General features: G+C 30.4%; 19 protein-coding genes. 10 read left to right on the top strand and 9 right to left on the bottom strand.

All coding sequences use genetic code 11. From position 1 onward, the window contains the following. Window positions 1-626: 626 nt before the first annotated feature. Window positions 627-1,151 (top strand): CPBP family intramembrane glutamic endopeptidase, encoded by a 525-nt coding sequence (locus FC97_RS13880; RefSeq protein ID WP_162200763.1) that lies wholly within the window; start codon window positions 627-629, stop codon window positions 1,149-1,151. Between the two features lie 105 nt (window positions 1,152-1,256). On the opposite strand, the gene FC97_RS04410 is transcribed toward FC97_RS13880, so the two are convergent. Together FC97_RS04410 and FC97_RS04405 are read right to left on the bottom strand one after the other, a co-directional pair. Beyond that, on the bottom strand, window positions 1,257-2,636 hold the full coding sequence (locus tag FC97_RS04410) for a bacteriocin secretion accessory protein (protein WP_054642785.1): 1,380 nt from the start codon (window positions 2,634-2,636) through the stop codon (window positions 1,257-1,259). 11 nt (window positions 2,637-2,647) lie between these two features. Then, window positions 2,648-4,804, bottom strand: a complete 2,157-nt coding sequence (locus tag FC97_RS04405; RefSeq protein ID WP_275472409.1) for a peptide cleavage/export ABC transporter — start codon at window positions 4,802-4,804, stop codon at window positions 2,648-2,650. An 802-nt stretch (window positions 4,805-5,606) separates the two neighbouring features. Here FC97_RS04405 and FC97_RS04400 point away from each other — a divergent pair. Together FC97_RS04400 and FC97_RS04395 are read left to right on the top strand one after the other, a co-directional pair. Further along, window positions 5,607-5,810 (top strand): garvicin Q family class II bacteriocin, encoded by a 204-nt coding sequence (locus FC97_RS04400; RefSeq protein WP_054642783.1) that lies wholly within the window; start codon window positions 5,607-5,609, stop codon window positions 5,808-5,810. Then, window positions 5,810-6,121: a hypothetical protein gene (locus FC97_RS04395; RefSeq protein ID WP_054642782.1), complete on the top strand. Its 312-nt coding sequence runs from the start codon at window positions 5,810-5,812 to the stop codon at window positions 6,119-6,121. The genes FC97_RS04400 and FC97_RS04395 overlap by 1 nt, the downstream gene beginning before the upstream one ends. Before the next feature lie 672 nt (window positions 6,122-6,793). Here FC97_RS04395 and FC97_RS04390 read toward each other — a convergent pair. The 6 genes from FC97_RS04390 to FC97_RS04370 form a co-directional block, all read right to left on the bottom strand. After that, the gene (locus FC97_RS04390) at window positions 6,794-7,528 is read right to left on the bottom strand and encodes a response regulator transcription factor (RefSeq protein WP_054642781.1); all 735 of its coding nucleotides are present in this window, start codon (window positions 7,526-7,528) and stop codon (window positions 6,794-6,796) included. Next, entirely contained in the window at window positions 7,529-8,716 is a 1,188-nt protein-coding gene (locus tag FC97_RS04385) for a GHKL domain-containing protein (protein WP_158163587.1), read from the bottom strand. A 152-nt stretch (window positions 8,717-8,868) separates the two neighbouring features. After that, the gene (locus FC97_RS13360; RefSeq protein WP_143442731.1) at window positions 8,869-8,994 is read right to left on the bottom strand and encodes a bacteriocin; all 126 of its coding nucleotides are present in this window, start codon (window positions 8,992-8,994) and stop codon (window positions 8,869-8,871) included. Window positions 8,995-10,029: 1,035 nt separating this feature from the next. After that, the gene (locus tag FC97_RS04380; protein WP_054642778.1) at window positions 10,030-10,371 is read right to left on the bottom strand and encodes a bacteriocin immunity protein; all 342 of its coding nucleotides are present in this window, start codon (window positions 10,369-10,371) and stop codon (window positions 10,030-10,032) included. Window positions 10,372-10,395: 24 nt separating this feature from the next. Further along, window positions 10,396-10,689, bottom strand: coding sequence for a bacteriocin immunity protein (locus tag FC97_RS04375; RefSeq protein WP_054642777.1), 294 nt, complete (start codon window positions 10,687-10,689; stop codon window positions 10,396-10,398). Between the two features lie 16 nt (window positions 10,690-10,705). After that, a complete protein-coding gene (locus FC97_RS04370) occupies window positions 10,706-11,020 on the bottom strand; it encodes a bacteriocin immunity family protein (RefSeq protein ID WP_054642900.1) in 315 nt (104 codons plus the stop codon). A 679-nt stretch (window positions 11,021-11,699) separates the two neighbouring features. Here FC97_RS04370 and FC97_RS04365 point away from each other — a divergent pair. From FC97_RS04365 to FC97_RS04345, 5 genes are all read left to right on the top strand, one after another. Continuing rightward, entirely contained in the window at window positions 11,700-12,509 is an 810-nt protein-coding gene (locus FC97_RS04365; protein ID WP_158163586.1) for a sensor histidine kinase, read from the top strand. Then, complete coding sequence (locus FC97_RS04360; RefSeq protein WP_054642775.1) at window positions 12,506-13,261, top strand: LytR/AlgR family response regulator transcription factor; 756 nt, start codon at window positions 12,506-12,508, stop codon at window positions 13,259-13,261. Before FC97_RS04365 ends, FC97_RS04360 begins: the two co-directional genes overlap by 4 nt. Window positions 13,262-13,416: 155 nt before the next feature. After that, window positions 13,417-13,614 carry a hypothetical protein gene (locus FC97_RS04355; protein ID WP_054642774.1) on the top strand — a complete coding sequence of 66 codons (198 nt, stop codon included), beginning with the start codon at window positions 13,417-13,419 and terminating at the stop codon, window positions 13,612-13,614. 27 nt (window positions 13,615-13,641) lie between these two features. Then, window positions 13,642-14,268 carry a CPBP family intramembrane glutamic endopeptidase gene (locus FC97_RS04350; RefSeq protein WP_054642773.1) on the top strand — a complete coding sequence of 209 codons (627 nt, stop codon included), beginning with the start codon at window positions 13,642-13,644 and terminating at the stop codon, window positions 14,266-14,268. An 18-nt stretch (window positions 14,269-14,286) separates the two neighbouring features. Then, entirely contained in the window at window positions 14,287-14,583 is a 297-nt protein-coding gene (locus FC97_RS04345) for a bacteriocin immunity protein (RefSeq protein WP_054642772.1), read from the top strand. 312 nt (window positions 14,584-14,895) lie between these two features. Here FC97_RS04345 and FC97_RS04340 read toward each other — a convergent pair whose 3' ends face one another. Beyond that, window positions 14,896-15,363, bottom strand: a complete 468-nt coding sequence (locus FC97_RS04340) for a hypothetical protein (protein WP_025085914.1) — start codon at window positions 15,361-15,363, stop codon at window positions 14,896-14,898. A gap of 274 nt (window positions 15,364-15,637) precedes the next feature. Here FC97_RS04340 and FC97_RS04335 point away from each other — a divergent pair, with 274 nt between their 5' ends. Next, window positions 15,638-17,041: an Nramp family divalent metal transporter gene (locus tag FC97_RS04335; RefSeq protein WP_162200761.1), complete on the top strand. Its 1,404-nt coding sequence runs from the start codon at window positions 15,638-15,640 to the stop codon at window positions 17,039-17,041. 207 nt (window positions 17,042-17,248) lie between these two features. Continuing rightward, on the top strand, window positions 17,249-18,025 hold the full coding sequence (locus FC97_RS04330) for a TerC family protein (RefSeq protein WP_056967864.1): 777 nt from the start codon (window positions 17,249-17,251) through the stop codon (window positions 18,023-18,025). Window positions 18,026-18,073 lie beyond the last annotated feature (48 nt).

The raw sequence follows: 18,073 nt of genomic DNA, 5'->3' as shown, positions 1-18,073 counted from the left end.
AAATCATTAAACAAATTACTCAAAGAACTAAATTCATCTCTACCTCCCAATGCCGACACTCTCAAGTCCACAGTCCAAAAAGTATACCTTCAAATAAATAAGTCCGATAACGTCAGTAAAAATTATAACGAAATTCACGATGCTCTTATTACTCTAAATAATGCATTACAGCAGGCTGCTCTAAAGAAGACATACCACTTCAGTCCTGCACAAAATAAGATCATACATGAGATTAACTCTGTAGAACACAAGTCACTTTGACAACAAATTTCTACTGTAATAAATGGTCCAGCATTCTTTCACTCTTAAACTATTTAACAACACAGTAGCTAGAGTTATCACACAATTATTAAACAACTTAATTAGATTGGTAGTGAATTATGACAAACACAATAAGGTTCCCCAAAAAACAAATAATCTTTTTTGTACTATTAGTAATATTCGACAATTTTATATCCAGACCAATTTTTGATTATTTCAAAATAGATAATTGGCAACATATAATTGCATTTAAACTGGTTGAACTTATATTTGGACTAATTCTAAATAATTTGATATTTCGTCAGAAAATCTACTTTAAATTATCAGTTGGTAAGAATACTAAAATATTTTCAATAACGCTCATATTGATTTCAATATTGTCATCAATATCTAATACCAATCACCTTTTTATTTCGTTACTTATTGGATTATGTGCAGCAATCCCCGAAGAATGCTTATTCAGAGGCATAGTCCTAGGTAGTCTCTTAAATGATAACAATAAAAATATGGACAAAAGAAAGTTACTATTCTGTTTAATTATATCTAGTACCTTTTTTGCCCTTTATCATATCGGAAATATTCATTCCCAGAATTTGACTATGACTATAATACAAGTGTTTGAAACATTTGGAATGGGGTGTCTATTTGGCGCCATATATATACGTAAGGGAAGTATTTTGCTATCTTTCTTACTCAATTTCTTCATAGATTTCACTGGAACTATTGGAAACGGACAGATAGTCAATAATTCTCCATCCCAATATAAATATTCCATTGTTATCTCCCTTATATATATGCTTATCTTTTCCATCATTGCTTTCAATATCTTAAATATTGATAACAAATCAAAGTGGGAACTGCCTATTAGAATCGGACTTTCAAACCAATAACAAAAAATACTCTTAAAGTCATCAGACAAAGGTCTAGTAACTTTAAGAGTATTTTTTTACCATCATTTAACGATGGGGACTCTTAAACAAATCATTTATATATGACTAATTTTTATCCAGTAATTTATCTTTATAATACTTAAAGAAAGTTTCTTTTCCTGTAATAATGGTTGTCTTCCCGCTCATTCCATAATGGATCTGAGGAGCAATATTAGGCTCACTTTTAGCCTCTGCAGTCACAATATAATATGTTCCTTTATTCACTGGGACAGGAGCAACACTGATATTATTAATCACTCCATCAATAAGGATTGGTCTTGGTACATTACGAGTTATTTCTAATCGCATATGTTGACCTTTTTTTATAGATGAAATCTCTCTAGAAGAAACATAACTTTGCAGTTTTAGTGTATTACCGCTTCTTAGAACTGGATATATTTCAGCAATTTCAGAACCAGCTCCAACGTATTTAGCTCCCTTTACCGATTGATTATTCATATGGATAACACCGGACTTTTTGGCTTTAATATATGAGTTATCTTTTAAATCATCCAATTCTTTTAAATTGGACTTCAAATTTCTACTCTGGCTTTTTAATTTAACTAATTCTTCTGAAATACTTTTTAACTGCTCATTTTGCAAAGACTCTAATTTGGTGTTATTCGAATCAACATTATACTTACTATCATCGAAATCTTTTAAAGAATCTTTCTGTTCACTGACATTACTTATTTCATCATTGATACTATCAATTTGTTGTCGCAAATTATTTAAGTAACTATTCTTAACAGATGTTTTAGAGTCAGTATCAGAAGCACTTTTCAATTCGGCACTATAACCATCATACAAGTAACCATAACTAGCATTAGAAGCATAACTTTTACCATTTTTTATGGCATCAAAAATACTCTGATAGGATTTTAATTCACTTTCCTTTTGCTTTAAATTACTATCATATAAATTCGTCAGCTGCTTAATTTTTCCATTGGAAAAAGAAGATTTATCTTGTAACATCTGACTTTCAATACCATAAATATTTCTTTGATTTAAATAACTTTTCAATAAATTTCGATATCCAAATTTATCATCACCATCAAAAGTATCTTGATTGGATTCAACACCCTTTTGAAAGATTTGTAGACTAGCAATTTGATCATTTATATCCTTTTGTTGATTCTGAACATTATTAATCTTAATATCATTCCCAGTATTCTTATAAGAAAGTAAAATATCTCCACTTTTTACGTATTTTCCTTCAGATAAATAGTTTTTTTGAATTGCACTATTAGAAGGTGACTGAATGATAGGTATATTTTGTCTACTGCCAAGATCTCCAAAAGATTCAATTGTAACTTCACGTTTCATGAAAAAAGAAAAGATAACCACTAAAAGAAACAAACAAGAGATGGGAATTATCAACAAACTGGAAAAGTTATTAAACCTTTTATTATAGAATTCGCTGCTCTCTAAAAATTTTTTATTCATTATAACTTCCCCTAATTATTCAAAAGATCAAAATAATAACCTTTCTTATTTACTAACTCTTGGTGAGTTCCCTTTTCTACAATTCTCCCTTTATCTAACACTACAATATTGTCTGTCTTTTTTGCGATGGATAGTCTATGAGCAATAAAAATAACCGTCAATCCTTTGATCTTCATCAAATTATTCATAATATTATTTTCAGTTATCGAATCTAATCCACTAGTGGATTCATCAAATATTAATACTTTAGCTGGAGACAGTAACGCTCTAGCAATAGTAATTCTTTGTTTTTGTCCTCCAGATAATGTATTACCGTTTTCGTCCAAAACAGTTTCAAATTGCAACGGCATTTTTTCAATATCTTCATCTATTTGAGCAATCTTACATGCTTCTAAAATATCATCATTGTTGATATTTTCTCTATTTCCCAAAGTCAGGTTTTCTAAAATACTTCCTGAAAAAACGTATGGTGACTGAGGTATATAATTAATAAATCCTCTCAGCACATGTTTATCAATATTCTGAACGTTATGTTCATTAATAAAAACTTCACCCTTGTTGGGTTTAAAGAAATCCACCAATAACTTAACTAACGTTGATTTACCAGATCCACTCATCCCTACAATAGTTACTTTTTCACCAGAATGAATATTCAAATTAATATCATTTAAAACATTCTCTCCATATCCATAACTATAATCAACGTCCTTTAATTTAATATCTCCCACTAATTGAGTAGAGTTTTTAACTGAACGATTTTCTTTGAATTCAGAATTAACTAAATAAACTTCATTCAATCTATTATTAGCAACTTTGGCTGACTGTAATTTAGGCTGTAAATTAATAATATTCTGCAAAGGATTAACAAAATATGCAAGTAACGCATTATAAGTCATCAATTGTCCAACGGATAATCGATTCTTAGTTACCATAAGAGCTCCAATCCACAATACAACTACACTTAAAACTAATTGAATGAATAACTTTAGTGCTTGTTGTAATGTGTCAGCCTTTATATAACTCAAACTTTTCTTTAAATAATCCACAAACTCACTATCAATTTTAGAGTAACGTTGATTTTCGCTAGTTAAAGCTTTGATTGTTTCAATTCCATGAATATCTTCAATGATTGAAGAATTCAAAACTGATCCACTTTCCATTTCTTTTTGATTTAATCTTTCAAAAGGTTTGGAAAATACCCAAATTATTACTACATAAATGGGTAAAGAAATCAGAGTTATTAAAAATAATGTTCCATTTTGAATTGCCAAAACGGTTCCCATAATAATTACAATTCCTACATCCAGAAATATAGAAATTATTGTACTTGCTAAGGCATCAATAATCTTATTGGCGTCATTAAATCTAGAGACAATCTCTCCTGTTTTTCTAGTAGCAAAAAAATCCATGGGTAGCTCAAAAATATGACGAATATATCCTAAAATAATATCAATAGAAAGTCTTTGGCCCAATATTGATAATAAAAAGTCTCTAGAATAAGTAAACATGGACTGAAAAATGTAAAGGACAATTAGTCCTAAAGAAATGATTGCTAAAGTATTATTCATATTATTGGGAATATATGTGTCAATAACCGTTTGTAAAAAATAAGATCCTAGAATACTAATAATAGTTATTAAAAGTGCTGCCAAAATAATATTAATCACTAATCTTTTTTGTTTAAAAAGAACAGGCACAAAGGAAAAAAGAGATTCCTTTTTATCAACTTTTTCAGGTTTATACTCCGAATTAGGCGCAAAAAATAGAGCTACACCTGTCCATTCAGAAGCAAATTGTTCGTAACTCATCTTGGTTACTTTAACCGTTGGATCAGGATCAGCTACAAGAATGTAATTTTTGGTACACCCTAAAATTACGTAGTAATGTTCCAATACCTTATTCTTTATTACATGTGCAATAAATGGGTATGGAATATCCCTTTCTTTAAAAAGAGTCATATCTGCCTGAATAGCTTGAGTTTCAAAATTCAATTTTTGAGCTGTTTTAACCAGTCCAAGAGCTGTAGTACCCTCTTTATCAGTTTTTGCAAGATTACGTAGCCTTGCAATAGAATAGCTGGAACCATAATTTTTTAAAATCATAGCCAAAGAGGCGGCGCCACAATCACTTTCATCAACTTGAGGTGTATAGATTTTATTTTTAAACATATTAATCTCCATCTTTAACAATTCAAAACTATTTTCTCATTGACTATGGGAATATGTTTACATAATATATTAACGCTCATTTAAATGGATTAACGCTAATTAGGCGTGCTCAAAAAAAGATATTCAATCAACGGATAACAATGTCAAGGTTTGCTTCATTTTTATTCAAGAAAATAAACCTTCTGATATTTATTCATTAATCTTTCGTATTCATTTTCAAATTCACTTTTAAAAAATAATTGAACCTTCTAATTAAGGAAATATTTTTAAATCGTCCATATAAATTACATATACTTAATGGCATTTTAATTTTGACATTATAAATAAACTTAAAAGCGCTTCTATCATTAACCTTAAAATTAGCAGTATTACAATACTAAAGGAATGCTGAATAATGGCATTAAATTTAATAATACATTTCAATTTTTATACAGATACTACCGAAAACGAATCAACATTACTTCTTGCCACACTCAATAATTCAACTTAAGTGTTTCTAAATATCAAATTCCAGTTTGGAATATTCATATATATATTAAGTAAAATCATTATTTTTTAAAGTTAGTACTTAAAAGTTATACGATAATACTATTAACCAAACGTTAATAATTTTTATATAGTTTACAAATGATAAGAGGCTATAGTATTACTTGTAAGGACAGCTAGCCGGCAGTTGTTCTTTAATATTATTATTTATAATTAAACGAATTACTATTGTATTAACTACGATGACGTCATATTCGATGGTAATTATTAACTAAGATGTTGCAAAACATTAATTCATAAAAAAGGGGATTTTATTATGTCAAAATTTAAAGAATTAAGTATTACTGAACTTTACAAAACATCAGGTGGAAACTTTTTTGGTGGATCTAATGGTTATTCATGGAGAGATAAGAAGGGTCACTGGCACTACACTGTTACTTCTGGTGTTTCTTCCACTGTTGCACAAATCATTGGAAACGGTTGGGGAAGTGCTGGTGCACCAGGAGTGGGCCAACGTTAATGTCTAGAAAAAAAGGAATAGATAGGTTAGAACTATTAAACCTATTGTTCGATTTTATCCTTGATACCGGTATTACCGATCGTGAAAGAAAAATAGGCCTTATGGCAAAGGATGATTTAGAAAAAAAGAAATACACGTTTGCTGTACTTAATAAACTCATTGTTAGCTTCCAAATGGAGGCTATGAAAAATAAAGGTCTATCAGTACAAGCCTCGAAGTTCTACCATAAAATTTATCCAATGTTCATTGCATCTAAACCATTTGGATTAAACTTAGGATACATTGGTTTACATAGTACTTATTTAGATTAAACATAAGAATAAGAACATACTACGGATAAAAGTCCTAGACAAAAGAAGAAGGTCCAGAAATCAAATTGATTTCTGGACCTTCTTTCACATGCAAGTGATGAGCCAATCCATCATTATCTACAAAAAACTAGAAGTCCCTCATTATACAAATGAGATGTATCAATTAATCAGTTATCCTTGAAGTCTAGATTAGATTGGAATCTTCCTCCCCTATTTTAACCGTTGACCTCCTTTCTCATAAATAAATTAAATTGAGTATTCTTCCAAAGCGTCATTCTTTATTTTGGAAAAGTTCCTTCAAGTAGAAAAAATTTTGAAATGATTGAAGAAAATTTATCAATACATTAATTTAGGGAAAGTATTGTTTATATTCCAGTAACAAAACTATTAATCATTTTAAAGTTGGTAACAAAGATAAAGAAATGATAAAAAATTATTTCTGACATTCAAAAATACTACTAAATTTTTGGAGATTGAAATACCCACTCAAAACTAATTCAATTTTTACCATAATATTTTTAAATACTTAATTGATACCAAGATATTGATCCCAATTTTAAATAATATTACATACTTTTTTAACATAAAAGGATCAGATTCAAATTTATAGTTTTTGAATCTGATCCTTCAACATTTATAATATTTAAAAACAAATATAGAAAATCAAAATAGCTATTTAAATCTTTTTCTAACTAATGATGCCCTTCTCAAAGAAACATTACAATCCAAGTTATTCTCTAGATATAGAATACGTTTATTCGAATCATACGAAATCATTTTAGACTTATTCACCAATGAACTTTTATCAACCCTTAAAAGATTATCATATTTTTTTTCATAATAATTAAGATTTCCCGGAAAAGAAGCTCTTCTATCTTTAGAAATCAAATTAACCTGTCCGGAAAGACTTTTATCGGTATAGAGAAGTATCAACTCATCCATAGGAAGTGAAAAGTACTTTGAACCTATTTTATATCCAAATGTAGTCCTTTTCGTGTATATATCTTTATCATAATATTTTTGGGATAAAATCACATCATCAACAATATGTGATTTTATCTTTTCAATTGTAAAATCTTTTAAAACATAGTCCATTGGCGAAACTTTTCTTTCCAGAGTTAAAAAAGATAATTCCTCATGGGTAGTAACAAAAACTATATTAGCATTAGGAATATTAGTTCTAATCCATTCTGCTAATTTCAAACCTGCTCTTGTATCTTTATCTATTTCCATATCTAGAAAAAATAATCCATACTGAGTTTCCGAAAAAATATCGAAAAAAGATTTCACACTACTAACGTCAAAAATATCCATGGCATATTCATTAATAACTTTCGTGTTAATAATTATTGACTTATAGAATTCTCTCTGTTCATCATTATCTTCCAGTATATACACAGGAAACATTTACACTCTTCCTTCCAATACAATTAACGTCATTCTTAATTTTTTATTTATTATTTCAGAATCTAAATATAATTTCGAATTACTATTGACTAGTTTTTTTACATTATATAATCCGGTACCTCTATTCATTCCCTTAGTAGAATAGCCTAATTTAAAAATATTCACTAAATCAATAGGATCACTTGTGGGATTTTCAATCGATATCTCTAAACTATCTTCATTTTTAATAAATGCCATATTGACAGTATTGGTCGAGCATTTTACAGTCTCTTCTATCGCATTATCAACAAGTATCCCCAGTATTCTTATAATACCTAAAATATCTTCATCAACATTAATATCTTCCATTATTTCGACATTCAATTTGATTCCTCTAGCCTTAGCACTAAGAAATTTTTGTACAATTAAGCCCCTCAAAGGGCCATTTTTTATAAGCTTATACTCAGAAATTATCTTCCCTCCGAGTTCAGAGTCCAATTCTTTTTGATTAGATAATTCTTTATATAATTTTTCATAGTTTTTTTCTGTTTTCTCTTTGGAGTTCATACTCATTGACAAAATAATATTTTTAAAATCATGTTTAAATTTACGTAAATCATCATACTGTTCTTGAATACTTTTTAGATACTCACCAAGTTGTTTATTCTGCTCCGATTCATTTAACATCTTCTCTCTTTCAGAAAATATTCTAATTAAATTCATCATTTGCCAAAGCATGAATGAAAAAAAAGAAATGAATGCTACCAATATTGTTCCTCTTATAAAGGCCGTAACCTCTTCATAATCACCAACAAATAAAATCAATTCAAATGAAGCAAACAATGAAAAAATCATCCAAAACAGTTGGCTTTCTAATTTCAATTTTTTTATCTTAAATTGTAAATCATTCAACCATACTAAATTTTTTCTAATTAAGACAATTAAAATTAACATCAAAATAAAATTTATTAGCAACTCGAAAAACAATATCAAATTATTATAATCTATTCCATTAATATAATTAGGAACAATTATACCTACAAATTTTCCTATCAATCCGCTTAGTATAAACATAATCATTTCCGATAATAGCGAAAATAATAACGGATTCAGAACTAATTCAGCGAGTTTAAGGCTTTTTTCTTTATACCAATGATGAAAAATAAAAAATATAACAAATAATACGTAACTAAAATCATCAAAAATCATTCCTATATATCCCCACGCTAATGAGGTAATGATAATCTTTGTAATTAAGGATTTTTTATTCCTTTTTATAAATTCACAATATATCAATAAAGTGAAAAATATAACCATACTATTTGAAACAAATTCAAGTCCTATAAATACATGTATCATAATTACTTATTATGTACCCAACTTTTAATAGCTCTAAAGAAGCGGTTTTCCCCAATCCCCATCGTTAAAGATCGAGATTTTCCTCCTGAGATTTTCTTTAAATCATTCTCGTTGATATTTTTTTTCATAATACCCTCCTATTAAAAACTCCAACAATTATATACTACATGATCATATATTCAAAAATTTTATTTCTCTAAAATTTTAAACTACTGATTTTTAAAAGAGACATGGTAAATAGTATAAAATACTATTTCTTGTGGAATGCAATTATTTTTATAAATATTTAAATCAGTCATTAAAAATAAGATTAATCAGAGATCTCTCGTACATACCCATCGTTTATAACTTCTAATTATTCATTTTCTATAATTAAAAATATTTACAAAAATTATATTGTAATAAGTCTATATTAAGAGAGAGGTTTCCACTTGTAATTTTTAATTTCAAATTATGAATTTACATTTCATCATTATTAAGACCATCTTTAAATTATTCGATAATACCAAATAATAATTACATAGATCTTTTACCATATCTAAAAGATTCTCATTAAATTAACAAAAGCATCTCTAAAATTTTAAGAATCAATAATTACAAATTTATTTTCTAATAATCGATGATTTGCCAGATAATTCCATTGAATTCTATATACGAACTAGTATATTCTCTATTTAATAAAATACTTATTTTATTTATTAACGTAGATTATTTCATATTATCGCTAGATTTTTTCTTATAAAACTATATTGATTACTAAATCGTTTCTATCTCTACTATTGAATCTTAGTTTTCTAAAAAATCACCTAATTAAATTCTCAACTAATTTTTAGTACATTTCTCCTGTAAATTTGAGGATATTGGTGTTATCTTCTTATTTTCTCAACATAAATGTTAAAAAACTACAATTATTTGATTGACAACAATTGCAATATATCTCATTTTACAAACTTGTCTTAATTATTGATTCAATGATTACGTCTATTGTGAAATAATACTAATACTCAAAGCAGATCATATTTCTTATTTATTTTTTTATTTTATTAAAAATATATATACGTACTTTATAAATTAAACATATTTTGCTGACTCAAATTCACAAAAAATACTCTTAAAGTCATCAGACACGGGTCTACTAACTTTAAGAGTATTTTTACTATCCATTAACGACGAGGCATTTTTTCAAACAAACCGTAAAATTGAGATTTATCATTAAAGTTTGCTCGATTTCTACCATTGAGTCCTGATCTCTTTGAGAGGTCGCCCAACTCAATCAAAAGGTTATCTTCTTCCCTAGAAAAATGTACTCGACCGAAAGCTTCCATATATATGTAATTTACCAGTCTGCTTAACCAAGCTTCAGGATTATCAACCGTATCCAATTTCATATAAACCTGACTTAATACATCCGTGATATTCAATAAATATGGTGATTGATCTGGATGCGCATGTAAAGCGTCATATAACTCGTGAATAACTTTCTTCGTTGTTTTTATATCTAGCATAGACATCTCTCCCCGTGTATAAATTTAGTTAGCGAACCAAGTAAGTATCGACATAAATCCTTTATATTTGTTAGCATCATTTTGCAAAAATTTTGATAGTTCAACAATTGATTTAGGCGCTTTTAAACCATGCGTAAATGTATAAGTACTAATTGCATGTTCTAATTTAGTTGCCACTATATTTTCAGCATCGCCTTTATCTAATTTGAATTGTGCGTTACGCAAAATTTCAGTTAATTCTTCATTGTTTTGTACAGCTTCATCGTTCAATGATGAAGTTATTAAATATTTTAGTTGTGATTCCCGACTTTTTAACATTTATATCCCCCAATTCTTAACTTAAATAACTACTGTTAAAACCTATATATCCCAAGTTAGTTCCAATAGGTTTCATCTTGATCAAAATTGGATTTACTACATCATAAAAGTGAGAAGCATCAGGTGTTAATCCTTTATTTTTCAAGTCTAACTGTTGAAAACTTACAATTATTTGATTGAGAACGGCTACGGTGTATCTCCCTTTTTCCAAATCAGCTTTAGCCATGAGTCCAATCTTACGTTCGTCATCAGAAATATTAGGATTCAAAACAAAATCATAAAGCTCACTCAATAAAATCTCTTCTTCTTTTTCATTTTTATCAGGCATAATTAATCCTTTCTTGGTCACTTCTTATAATAATTTTAATTCAGCTTTCAATTTTTTGGTGAAAAATATCCTCGAATACCGTTATCAACATCCCCAATGAAAAAATTGGTATTGGTCAACTTATCTTTTCATTGTTACGATATAAATATACTTTTTTTTCACTGGGGAGTGATGAACATTGATTACTGTGGATACTCGATTGCTTATTTTAAATATATTTATATCGTATCTCTTTTATTTTTTAGCATTTAATTCTGTTTACGATATGAAATTAATTCCACTTTACAAGAAGATACTCTTTCTTCCCACTTTTTATTTTGCCGCCATTTTTATTGCCGTATTTGTCAACGACACCGTCTATTTAGTGCTACTAGTGATCATTTACTTCTCTTTAAGAAACAAAAATTCTAACAAATATTACTTGGTGAATTCCATATTGTTGGCACTTCTATTCGAATTCACTTCTTCAACAATTGCTTCCGCGATTCTTACAAAAATCTATCTTGTTTATAAATTAAACAATTTATTATTAATAACTGGTATGCTCTTGATCCAGCTTATTATTTTGCTAATAATTATTTTTATCTTTAAAAAGCTTAAATTGAATAGTATCATTCAAAATTTCAATTCACCATCCCTGAGCATAGTTCTAACCTATTCTTCTATGGTCATATTTGCCTTTATGTATTTTATCCAAAAATTCAAAGCTTATTTAGACCTAACAACAGGTATTCTAATTTTTCTGATTGTCCAAGGAATCGCCATTGCCTTCATTTTCATTCATGAGAATGTCCGTCAAAAAGAGGTTTACGAAAAGAAATTGATGTCTGAACAATTAGATAATTTAAGCGATTATACTAAACAACTCGATAGTGACCAAAAAGAAATGCATAAATTTCGGCATGACTACAAAAACATTCTTAACAGTTTAAACGAAATTGCTACCGTTAATGACAACAACGATTTGAAAAGCTCACTAAAAGAATTGGAAGGTTACTCGACTACATATTTCAGTAACATTTCTATGGATGACTTCAAAGATTTGGAATACATCTCCAATCCCTATATTAAGTCGCTCATGATCAGTAAATTGAAAACTATCAAATCTAACAATATCGACTGCTATTTTGAATGCAAAAGTGATATCGACAATGTGAGTATCAATATTTTTGACCTCATAAGACTAATGGGAGCTAGTATTGATAATGCCATTGAAGCTGTTAAAGAACAACCAAGTGGCAAGATCCAAATTATCCTGATTAACACTGATGGACAATTAGAAATCTCGATTAAGAACACTATTGTCAAACACATTTCCGTTTCTAAAATTGAACAATATGGCTTTTCTTCCAAGAAGAATCATGACGGGCTTGGTATGATTAACATCCAAGATATTAAAAAGAAGTATAAAAACCTTTTGGTTTCCTACAATACCCGCAATAATTGGTTCAGCATGCAATTTACCATTACAAAATCAGGAGGGAAAAAATGAGTTATCCTATTATTATTTGTGAAGATAATCCAATCGAGCTGAAACAACTCAATACTCTGATTGAAAACTATCTCCTCTTTCATAATAATTTCTTCGAAATTGAACGTACCGCTCAAAGCCCTCGAGATATTCTTCAGTACTTACGAACATCCCAACCTAACCGTGGAATTTACTTTTTGGATATCGACTTACAAGCAAAAATTGACGGTATCGATTTGGCAAAAAGAATTCGAGAATTTGATGTAGAAGCCAATATTATTTTTACTACTACACATGAGGAGTTAGCACCAGAAACTCTCAAGCGAAAGGTTGGTGCCATTGGTTTTATCGAGAAACAACAAGACCTCGAAACTTATCGTGATGAAATTTATGATACTCTCACCTATATAGAAAAATTGATCAAAAGGTCTGCTGAATATCATCAACAGAATTTTGTCTTTGAAATCGGTACGCAAATATTTAATTTTAACCAAAATGAGGTTTATTCAATTGAATCATCCAAAATTCCTCATCAATTAATTTTTATATCTAATAATGGTCAGTACGAATTCTATGGCAAACTCAATAATTTGGAAAAGAAATACACTTTCTTATTTAGAATCAGCCGTTCCTGTCTTATCAATCCAACCAACATCAGACAGATTGATTTTCCATCCCGCCAAATTCTATTAAAAAATGGCACTACTAAAAAATTTTCCATGGGTAAAGCTACTAGATTAAAGAAGAAACTGCAATCTATCACTAATATTTAAAGTAAAAAGGATTCGGGCAATCATGCTCGAGTCCTTTTATTTTTACCCTTTTCAAGATATAGAATCCCCCCATCCAAGATATTTCAACTCTAATTAATCACACAGTTGTTAAGATTATCAGTGTAAAGAATCAATTATGATACGGGGTGAATATTATGAAAAACATATTTAGCACACTATTCATTATTATTGGTATCTGGCAATTTTTTGTAACGATAAATTATTTCAAAACTCTCAAAAAATCAGGTGGCAAATCCACATCAGCATTTTCACCGATGGCAATTTGGTTCTCATTTATACTTGCAATCACTTTTATCATCTTGGGACTTAGTTCATTATTTAACTGGCTCTAAAATTTCTTAACAACACGGGGAGATGTCATGCCGCAAAAAATAATCCAACTAATACTCCTTTTACTATTACCGATATTTATACAGCTAAATGCCTTACCGATGGTCTCAAAATCAGGCAATATCGTCTTTACACTTATTATGTTTGGAGCTATCTTATACGTGTTAATTCGCATTACCAAAAAATACGATTTAACATTGATACGTAAAAAATTTGATTGGCAGGCTCTGCTAGTTACCGTTTCCCTAACAGCAATCTGCGAAACCATTTCATTACTATTCAACTATCTCAACCAATTAGTCACCAAAGTACAACCTGATCCTCTAATCAGCACACGTTTATCCGATAAATCTATCTGGATTATGATTGTGACCATGCTGACAGTCAATATAACTGGACCAATCCTAGAAGAATTAGCCCTGAGAGGAATAATCTATCAATATTCTGCCAGCATTTTCAATTCTCGAATAGTTGGAGCAGTTCTTTCCTCAATCGTATTTTCTTTCTTCCATGAGGAAGGAATAATACTTTCAATCAATTATTTCATTACTAGTATTTTTCTGACCATCATCTTCGAGAAAACTAAAAATATTTATAGTAATATCCTCTCACATCAATTATTAAATATAATATCGACAACCCTATTTTTCCTATAAAAGGAGGTGACAAAACAAATGACTAAACTAACTTGGTTTGCTGGTGGCAAAGATCGTGGTGACGAAGCAATTTCTATCATCGATGACTTACTTAATAGTCTAAACACCGATGCTAGCAGACAACCTTTACAAGAAGTATTAATCGAATTCAAAGATGAACTAGAAAAAAGAGAATCAGCCGTTCCCTACATTTTAAGTAGAATGAACATATCAATTTCTAACGCACTTCATAAGAACAAAATTTCATTAACCGAAGAACAACAATCTAAACTACAAAAGTTAACTCAATTATCAAATATACGATACGGTTATTAAGATAAACGACGTCCATTCAGATTAATCAATCCACGAAATTAAAGTGAATTGAGATTCCTGAATAGACGTCGTTTTTTAATTCTAAATTTAGAAGCAGGATCTAGTCTGGAACAAAAAATCTGTGGGCCCTCAGTAGCAAAATTCTACTTAGCTTGCGAAGCAAGGTTAGTAGAAGACCGAGCTTGGAGATCCATGATTTTACACGAAGTGTGAAATCATTAGCTTCAAGCCATGCCCACAGATTTTTTGTGGAAGACGACATATTTATACTTTACTAACTAAAAAAGACCTCAAACGAGGTCTCTTCCATTTCTATATTTGTCCAACTTCAACTGAAACTTCATTGGATAATTTTTTATCTAAGAATTTTTGAATCTCTTTATATGATACATTAAAATTCATTTCCACTTGTTGTGGTCTCTTTGTATTAAAAATGACTGCTACTTTTGGTTTACTACCTTGCAACTCAATTGGTATCAAAGTTACATGAATGATTTGCGAGTAATCCAAAACACCTGAATAGAATCCGTTGATGACGATTTTCTTCGAACCAATTCCTCCAACACCATTCATAATGTTAAGTAACATGAATAAAGCAACCATGATGATGTAAGATAATTGATTTGTTGGTGAGAAAAGTAGCCATGCCCCAATGAAAGCCGCAAAAATCAGCGATGAAACCTTATAAATTGACTTGATTTCAATTTGGGACTGCCAATACACATTGAAGGCTGCACCAAGGAAAAAGATGATATCAACTATTATTAAAATTACATTCATTTGACTTTATCCCTTTTCTAAAAATTTAAAATATTGTTCCTTACCTTTTCCATTACACCTATATTGTATCGTAACAGTGTGACAAATACATGAAGTTGCGTATTAGAAACGTAAAATTATGCATTTAAACATAAATTTTTGTTTATTAATAACATTATTGGCACAGAATTATTACCCTAAACCGTCATCTATCCTTTGAAATCACAGCTTTTAATATTATTTTGTTAAGTTGTCCTAATTATTAAGTTTACTGGGTTTAAAAGACACCTCTAACATGATATTATATGTTGAGAATAAAAAGGGGGAGAACAGCTTGAGTGAAAAAAATAAAAAACACGAAAGCCTAATTCATTACGCTAACGGTCCTTCCTTGGAAGAAATTAATGATACCGTTGATGTTCCGACAGACGCAGGTTTCTTTAAAACCTTGTTAGCATATAGTGGACCAGGTGCCTTGGTCGCCGTGGGTTACATGGATCCCGGTAACTGGGTAACATCTATCGCCGGTGGTGCCCAATTTAAGTACAAATTACTATCCGTTATCTTGATTTCTAGTTTAATTGCGATGCTACTACAATACATGTCAGCTAAACTAGGTATCGTGACCGGAAGAGATTTGGCACAACTAACAAGAGATCGAACTAGTCGAGTCGGAGGATTCTGTTTATGGATCATCACCGAATTGGCTATCATGGCTACCGATATCGCTGAAATCATTGGTTCAGCGATTGCCTTGAAATTGCTATTTAATATACCGGTATTATGGGGTGTTATCATCACGGCCTTTGATGTTCTATTACTATTGGTCTTGATGAAACTAGGATTCAGAAAAATTGAAGCTATCGTAGCCACACTTATTATGGTTATTCTATTAGTCTTCTTGTACGAAGTTATTTTGGCTAAACCAGATGTTGGTCAAATGATGGTCGGATTCATCCCCGAACCTAAGATTTTACAAAATCAGAGTATGCTTTACCTATCATTAGGTATTGTTGGTGCGACTGTTATGCCTCATAACTTGTACTTGCACTCATCTATTTCACAGGCTAGAAAATACGACCGTGATGATCCAAAGAGTATTCATCAAGCCGTTAGATTTTCAACTTGGGATTCAAATATCCAATTAACATTAGCCTTTGTCGTTAACACATTGCTATTACTACTTGGTGCCGCATTGTTCTATGGTACAAATAGTGATTTGGGACGTTTCGTTGATCTATTTAACGCCCTTCAAAATCCTAAGGTTGCTGGTGCAGTTGCTAGTCCTGTACTAAGTATTTTGTTCGCCGTTGCCCTATTGGCATCTGGTCAAAATTCAACTATCACTGGTACACTTTCTGGACAAATCGTTATGGAAGGTTTCATCCACATGAAGATGAAACTATGGGCAAGACGTGTTATTACTCGTCTTCTATCCATTATTCCAGTTATCTCGTTTGCCATTATTTTCCATGGTAACGAAGCTAAGATTGAATCACTTTTGACATTGTCACAAGTATTCTTGAGTGTCGCTTTACCATTCTCAATTTTCCCATTGATCAGATTCTCCAGTAACAAGAAACTTATGGGTGAATTTGCCAATAATAAATTTATTGAATATCTAGGTTACTTTGTTGCGGTAGTGCTAACCATTTTGAATATTTGGTTAATTTATACAACATTTGTACCAACCGCTTAAAAGTTAAAGAGCAGTTTCTTCGAAAATGAGGGAACTGCTTTTTTTATTTACTCCTTATATCAAAATGGAAGTATACTTCCATTTTTACTATTTTTTCGACTTTTTGGAAGTATACTTCCATTTTCTTTTTCAAACCTTAATTGTAAATCGATCCTCTAATCTGGTATCATTTACCCAACAATATAAATAGAAAGCAAGGAATACTGATTGAATGCATTAATAAATATGTACGGTCCATTCTTTGATCTTCATAACTGGGCAACTGTTATTGAATCGGGGGAAGATTGGTTAGTTATTTTATCATTGGTAGTCATGGAGTGTATGTTGTCAGTCGACAACGCGGTAGTTTTGGCCGCTCAAACACAATCACTACCTAACAAAGTTGAACAGGAAAAGTCACTATTTTACGGACTATTCGGTGCTTATATCTTTAGATTCTTAGTTATCGGTGTCGGGGTCTACTTGATTAATTTCTGGTGGATCAAAGTCTTTGGTGCCGCCTACTTGTTCTATCTCTTCTTAAATCACTTTTTCTTCAGTAAGAATAAAAAAGTTGAGGTTCCAACTGAACCTAAAAAAGAGAATGTCTTTGAAAAGCATCTTCACATTTCCAGGTTCTGGCAAGTCGTTATCTCAATTGAATTAATGGATATCGTCTTCTCAATTGATTCTGTTTTGGCCTCACTAGCCATTTCTAGTAATCCAGTTATCGTCTTAATTGGTGGTATGATTGGTATCCTAGCTATGAGGGGTATCGCTGAACTAATCATGGGCTTGATGAGTAAGATTCCTGAACTAAACGGTATGGCTTACTTCTTGATCATGTTCATTTCGGTAAAATTATTCTTGTCGATTCCAGCAATTGACATCGAAATACCTAATCTCGTCTTCGTAGGTGTTTTGATTGGTGCCATCATTGTTACTTTAATCATCCATGTTATCAACAACAATAAAGCTCCCAAGAGCAAGAAAAAATGGGTCTAAGTCAAATCGTATTGGTAAGACCTTTTACTAAGAATCATACCTTAATTG

Origin of the sequence: Companilactobacillus kimchii DSM 13961 = JCM 10707 (genome assembly GCF_001435445.1) — a bacterium.
Classification (GTDB): domain Bacteria; phylum Bacillota; class Bacilli; order Lactobacillales; family Lactobacillaceae; genus Companilactobacillus; species Companilactobacillus kimchii.
This window is presented reverse-complemented; position numbering and strand designations above follow the sequence as displayed.